This is a genomic window from Tepidiforma sp. (assembly GCF_034433535.1).
Taxonomy (GTDB): Bacteria; Chloroflexota; Dehalococcoidia; order Tepidiformales; family Tepidiformaceae; genus Tepidiforma.
The window spans coordinates 1-4,328 of the sequence record NZ_DAOUAO010000188.1 but is presented as its reverse complement, the minus strand read 5'-3'; the positions used below and the strand labels follow the sequence as shown (position 1 = coordinate 4,328).

Below are 4,328 nucleotides of genomic sequence, written 5' to 3'. Positions count from 1 at the left end.
CCCGAACGCCTCCGCAGCGGCATCGCGCTCGCCCCGGGCGTCCTCGGCGAGGCCGGCGCCGAACCAGGCTGCCGCGCGAAGGTCGCGGGCGGCCACAGGGTCGGCGGCCAGCGTTCGGTAGGCTGCCGCCGCCTCGGCGAAGCGGCCCTCGCGCAGGAGCGCTGCGGCAGCGTCCAGCGCCGGCGATGCCGCCGGGGTGGGCGAGCCCGCGGGCGCCGGCGTCGCGGAGAGCGGCGTCGCCGTTGGTTCTGGAGATGGGAGCGGCGTCGGGTCCGGGGGGTTCGCGCGCGAACACGCTGCAGCCAGCGCCGCAGCGAGCCCGAGGGCGGCGAGCCGCAGCAGCGCAGCCGGCAGGGGCCGATTGCGCGCGGCCTTCACCTCCCGGATGCTAGGGTGGTGGCGGCAGGCCGGTCAAAGCCGCGGCCGCCCACGGAAAGGACCCTGCCCGTGGCGCACCCGCCCGTCACCCGCAACGCGCTCCCCGAGGTCACCACGGCGCTCAACGCGTGGCTCGAAATCGACCTCGACGCCCTGGCGGCGAACGTGCGCACCCTGAAACAGCTCCTCGGCCCGGTCGAGCTCATCGCCGTCGTCAAGGCGAACGCCTACGGCGCCGGCGCCGCCGCGGTTGCCCCGGCGCTCGAGGCGGCCGGCGTCGACCGCTTCGCCGTCGTGTGGCCACACGAGGGCTACCTGCTCCGGCAGGCCGGGGTGACCCGCCCCATCCTCGTCCTCGGGCACGCCTTCCCGGCCGATGCCCGCCAGGCCGTGCGCGCCCGCCTGACGCTGACCTGCCATTCGCGCGAGCTGGCCGACGCCCTCGCCGCAGCCGCGGCCGAGGCCGGGGTGCCCGCGACCGTTCACCTCAAGGTGGATACCGGCCTCCACCGCTTTGGGGTCGAAGCCGGGGAGGCCCTCGCGCTGGCCGACTACATCCGGCAGCTGCCATGGCTCGACCTCGAGGGGCTCATGACCCACATGGCCAACGCCGACGAAGCCGATGACTCCTTCAGCGAAGTCCAGTACGAGCGGTTCGCCTCGGTGGCGGAGCGGCTACCGTGGATTCGCTACCGCCACACCGCCAACACCGCCACTGCCCTGCGGCGCGAGGTCTTCCGCTACGAGGGTGTACGCATCGGGCTCGCCCTGCACGGTGAGCTCCCGGCGAACACGCCCGGTCCCGCGCTCCGACCGGTGCTCGCCCTGCGCGCCCGGCTGGCCCGCGTGAGCGACGTGGCCCAGGGCGACGGCGTGAGCTACGGCCTCACCTGGCGCGCCGCGCGGCCGACCCGGGCCGGCCTGGTGCCCGTCGGCTACGCCGACGGCTGGCGGCGGTCGCTTTCGAACGCAGGCGAGGTGATCGTCGGAGGGCGCCGCTGCCCCGTCATCGGGCGGGTCTGCATGGACCAGTTCCTCGCGGATGTCACCGATGTCCCCGGCGCGGCCGAGGGCGACGTCGTCACTCTCATCGGGGAGGACGGCGGCGAGCGGCTGACCGCGACCGAAGTGGCGCAGGCCGCCGGGACCATCGCCTGGGACCTGCTGGCCGGGCTCTCGGGACGGCTCCCTCGCATCTACCACCGCAGCGGCCACGTCGAGACCATCACGCCCCCGGCCTGGTGACCTTCGCCGCGACCGGGACGCCACAGGGCCCCGGCTGGCCGGCCGGGGCCGCATGGCTGGAGAGGTGTGCTGTTCGAACGGGTTAGACGGCGACCGTATCGCGCCGGGCGGCGCCGGCGGTCCGGCCGCGCCGCGCGCCGAAGATGCCGAAGAAGCGCGACCGCACATCGGGCGGGGCGACCGGCGCCGGGTAGCCGGCAAGGGACGCCGCCAGCGCCTCGTATACCCGGGCGGCAGGCGAACCCGGCCGGTACTGCGTGACCGGCACCCCGGCCTGCGTGGCGCGCCGCACCTCGCGGTCGAACGGGATTTCGAAGTTCACGGGGTGCCCGATGGCGAATTCGACCTCCGCCCGGCCGGGGCCCGGCTCGCTGTGGCCGTGGATGAGCGTCACCAGCACCGAATCCTCGGGCCGCCCCTTGAGCGCGAAATGTTCGACCATCAGCGCCGTGTTCTTGATGCTCGAAAGGTCGGAGCTGGTGATGACCACGGCCCGGTCGGCGACGTCGAGGGCGGCGCCGACCACGTCGTTGAAGGTGCCGGGCGTGTCGAGGATGACGACGTCGAACATCGTCGCGGCGAAGCGGATGAGCCGCTGGATGTGCTCGGGCGAGCAGTTCAGCCAGCTGCGGTAATCGCGCGGGGCCGGGAGCACGAAGGCCCCCGATTCGTGCCGAAGGAGCACCCGCGGGAACACCTCGCGGTCGAGGTATTCCGGCTGCATGGCAACCTCGGAAACGGTGTACTCGGGGGTGACGTTGAGCATGATGGCGACATCGCCGAAGCGGGTGTCGAGGTCGATGAGCAGGACCGACTGTTCGCCGCGGGCGGCGATGGCGGCGGCGAGGCTGGTGCTGGTGGTCGACTTGCCGATGCCGCCCTTCTGCCCAACGACAGCGACCACGCGCCCGGCGGCATCGGCGGGGGCTTCGAGCCGCTCGCGGCGGATGGCTATGGCGCGGGCGCGGCCGGCGACTTCCACCAGGCGGTCGCGGGTCAGCCTGCCGTGGAGGAAGTCGTTGACATCGGCCTGGAGGAGGCGCCGCTCGAGGTGGGGGCTCCACTCCTGCGAGTAAGCCACGATGAAGGTGCCGGGCAGCAGCGCGCGGGTGAATTCGATGACCTGCAGCGCCCGCTGGATGGGCTGTTCGACCGCGACGAAGACGGCGCCGGGGTGGATCTCGGCGATGGTCTGCTGGGCGGCGAGCCCGGCTGGCCGCTCGAGGGTGACTTCAAGGCCGGCTTCTTCGAGCCGCCGGCGCATGAGGTCGCGCGAAAGCTCGTCGCTATCGACGAGGAGGGTGATGAGGGGAGAGGCCACGGGATGCTCGCTTTCTGAACCGCTCGGGTCCGGGGGTGGTGCACGCATCGTCACGCCCTGGCCACCGGATGAGAAGCGAATTTCCCTGCCGGCAACCGTTTCTAACGAAGTTCTCCCGCGTTGTTCACCCGGCTGTCACGCGCGAGGGCTGTCGGACCCAATCCCGCCGGCCGCCTCCTCGCGGATGCGGGCGAGCTCGGCCTCCGGGTCGTCGACCCCGAGGGCCGCGGCCGCGCTGCGCCGCGAGAGGATGCCCGCCTCCACCAGCGCACGGCTCTCCTGTACCTGCCGCGACCGGTCGATGGGCAGCACCGGGCCCCAGTGCATCACCGGACGCACCCCCGCGATCTCGAACCCCTCGAAGCGGTGCAGCAGCTGCAGCACCATCCACGCCCGCCGCTCGTAGACCGCCGTGCGCACCCGGCGCTTCCGTTCGACCTTCCGCGCGATGGGGTCCAGCTCGGTGTTGAGCGCGATGCCGCTCAGCCCCTGCGGGTTGTGCCCGAAGGCCGTCCGCGGCGATTCGCCGAGGTCGTGCAACACGCGGTAGATGAGGTCGATGTAGGCCGTGTGCAGCGCCACCCCGCCGCCCTGGAGGAGGTCGAGCAGGTAGGCGCGGGCATCTTCCGGCACTTCCCAGATGGCGCCGGGTTCGACCGTGATGTCCTCGGACCCGCTCACCCCTTCGAGCACCGCAATGGGATTTCCCGAAAGCTCGAGCACCTGGCTGAGCTGGCTGAAGGCGCGGTTCAGTTCGCGGTTGGCCTCCACCAGCGCCGGGATGTCGCTCGTGCCCCAGGGCTCCTTCGGTTCGCGCTGATTGGGGAAGACGATGTACGGGATGAAGCCGTAGGGATTCGGCAGCCGCCGGACGAGGTCGGCGCCTTCCCACAGTTCGAACGTCTCGGCGGTCCAGTGCTCGGTGACCTCCACCTCGCCGCGGGGGTACTGGTGGGCGAGCGCGAGCAGGCGGGCGGGGTCGGCGGGGTCGCGCCAGGCATAGATGCCCTGGACGTCGGGCGCGGTGATGCGCACCTCGCGGGCGGCGGCATCCCAGGTGACCCGGTAGGCGGCGTCGCCGAGGACGGCGCAATCGAGTTCGGTCTCGAAATCGAGCTGGCTGAGCGCATTGGCCGATTCCACCCGGCGGAGGGCGCGCTCGGCGGCACGGGCGCGTTCGAACCCGGCGGGGTCGTCGCCGCCTTCGAGCTGGACCCCGGCACCGGAGAGCAGGTAGCTCGTGACCTTTTCGACGATGGCGCGGGCGTAGTTGAAGGTGAGCCGGCGCTCGCCGCGGCGGGGGCGGCCGGTCCAGTGCTGGCCGCGGTAGAACGCGAGGTGTTCGCGGTAGCGGGCCTTGCGGTCGGGGTCGAGGCGGTGGAGC

At 72.6% G+C, this 4,328-nt stretch carries 3 protein-coding genes and 1 pseudogene; 1 reads left to right on the top strand and 3 read right to left on the bottom strand.

Going from position 1 to position 4,328, the window contains the following annotated elements:
- Window positions 1-378 (bottom strand): annotated as a pseudogene (locus VAE46_RS09965) (hypothetical protein); the annotation flags it as partial.
- 69 nt (window positions 379-447) lie between these two features.
- Here VAE46_RS09965 and alr point away from each other — a divergent pair.
- Window positions 448-1,623: an alanine racemase gene (gene alr, locus VAE46_RS09960; RefSeq protein WP_322796784.1), complete on the top strand. Its 1,176-nt coding sequence runs from the start codon at window positions 448-450 to the stop codon at window positions 1,621-1,623.
- Between the two features lie 82 nt (window positions 1,624-1,705).
- Here the strand turns inward: alr and VAE46_RS09955 are convergent, their stop codons facing one another.
- Window positions 1,706-2,944 (bottom strand): AAA family ATPase, encoded by a 1,239-nt coding sequence (locus tag VAE46_RS09955; protein ID WP_322796783.1) that lies wholly within the window; start codon window positions 2,942-2,944, stop codon window positions 1,706-1,708.
- 135 nt (window positions 2,945-3,079) lie between these two features.
- The coding region (locus VAE46_RS09950; RefSeq protein WP_322796782.1) for a phage portal protein at window positions 3,080-4,328 on the bottom strand (1,249 nt) is incomplete at its 5' end.